Here is a 1,321-nt window from a genome sequence, read left to right on the forward strand (position 1 = left end):
TGAACCGCGCCGGGTTTGCCGGAGGCCGTTTGGTTTAAGTTATGCGGCCATGGCTGGCGCGTCCAGCATGGCATAGTAACGTTCTTCGGCTTCGGCAGGCGGAATGTTTCCTATGGGCTCCAGAAGACGCCGGTTGTTGAACCAATCCACCCATTCGAGTGTGGCGAACTCCACGGCTTCGAAATTGCGCCATGGTCCCCGCCGATGGATGACCTCGGCCTTGTAGAGGCCGTTGATCGTTTCGGCGAGAGCGTTGTCGTAACTGTCGCCGACGCTTCCAACGGAAGGCTCGATGCCTGCCTCCGCCAGCCGTTCGGAATACTTGATCGATACGTATTGAACACCCCTGTCGGAGTGGTGGATGAGACCACCGCGATGGACTGGCCGCCGGTCATGGAGTGCCTGGTCCAGGGCATCGAGGACGAAACCCGCATGAGCGGTTCGGCTCGCCCGCCAGCCGACGATGCGGCGGGCGAACGCGTCGATCACGAAAGCGACGTAAACGAAGCCTTGCCAAGTGGCTACATACGTGAAATCGGAAAGCCACAACATGTTCGGCGCGGGAGCGCAGAACTGGCGGTTCACGCGGTCGAGCGGACATAGAGCGGCCTTGTCAGACACGGTCGTTTTGACGGGCTTTCCACGGATAATGCCCTGAAGACCCATCATTCGCATAAGCCGAGAAACAGTGCATCGAGCTATGTCGAAGCCTTCCCGCTGCAACTGCCGCCATACTTTCCGCACGCCGTAGACTTGGAAATTCTCATTGAACACTCGGCGTATCTCGACCTTCATGGCCGCGTCGCGACGAGCGCGGGCCGACAGGCGGTCCACGTCCGTGCGCTTGGCGATGGCGTCATAGTAAGTGGACGGGGCAATCGGCAGCAGCCTGCAGATCGGCTCGACCCCGAACTTTGAGCGGTGTTCGTCGATGAAGGAAATCATCGCTTCAGTGGGCGGTCGAGCTCCGCCTGGGCAAAATAAGCCGACGCCTTGCGCAAAATCTCATTGGCCTGTCGAAGCTCGCGGTTCTCCCGCTCAAGGGCCTTCATCTTCTCGGCGACATCGCTTGGAAGGCCTGCTCGTTTGCCGCTGTCAACATCGGCCTTCTTCACCCACTCATGCAGCGTATGTGCCGAGCAGCCAATCTTGGCGGCTATGGATGAAACTGCCGCCCACCGGGATGGATGCTCGGCCTCATGGTCCAAAACCATGCGGATGGCTCGGTCACGAACTTCAGGTGAAAATTTGTTGGTCGTCTTGCTCATATCGGCTCCACTTTCTCACGAGTTGGAGCCTCCGGCAAACCCGGCGCGGTTCA

At 59.3% G+C, this 1,321-nt stretch carries 1 protein-coding gene and 1 other annotated feature; the gene reads right to left on the reverse strand.

What is annotated here, in order from left to right; translation table 11 throughout:
* Positions 1 to 39: 39 nt before the first annotated feature.
* Positions 40 to 1,268, reverse strand: a protein-coding gene (locus PY649_RS34715) for an IS3-like element ISRtr2 family transposase (RefSeq protein ID WP_285873593.1) whose coding sequence is annotated in 2 segments (ribosomal slippage) — positions 40 to 980 and positions 980 to 1,268 — 1,230 coding nt in all. Because the reading frame shifts where the segments join, the coding sequence is not laid out codon by codon here.
* Positions 871 to 987: a sequence feature (AL1L pseudoknot), on the reverse strand. Its footprint overlaps the gene before it by 117 nt.
* Positions 1,269 to 1,321: the final 53 nt, after the last annotated feature.

The organism is Rhizobium mayense, assembly GCF_030272705.1.
GTDB lineage: Bacteria > Pseudomonadota > Alphaproteobacteria > Rhizobiales > Rhizobiaceae > Rhizobium > Rhizobium mayense.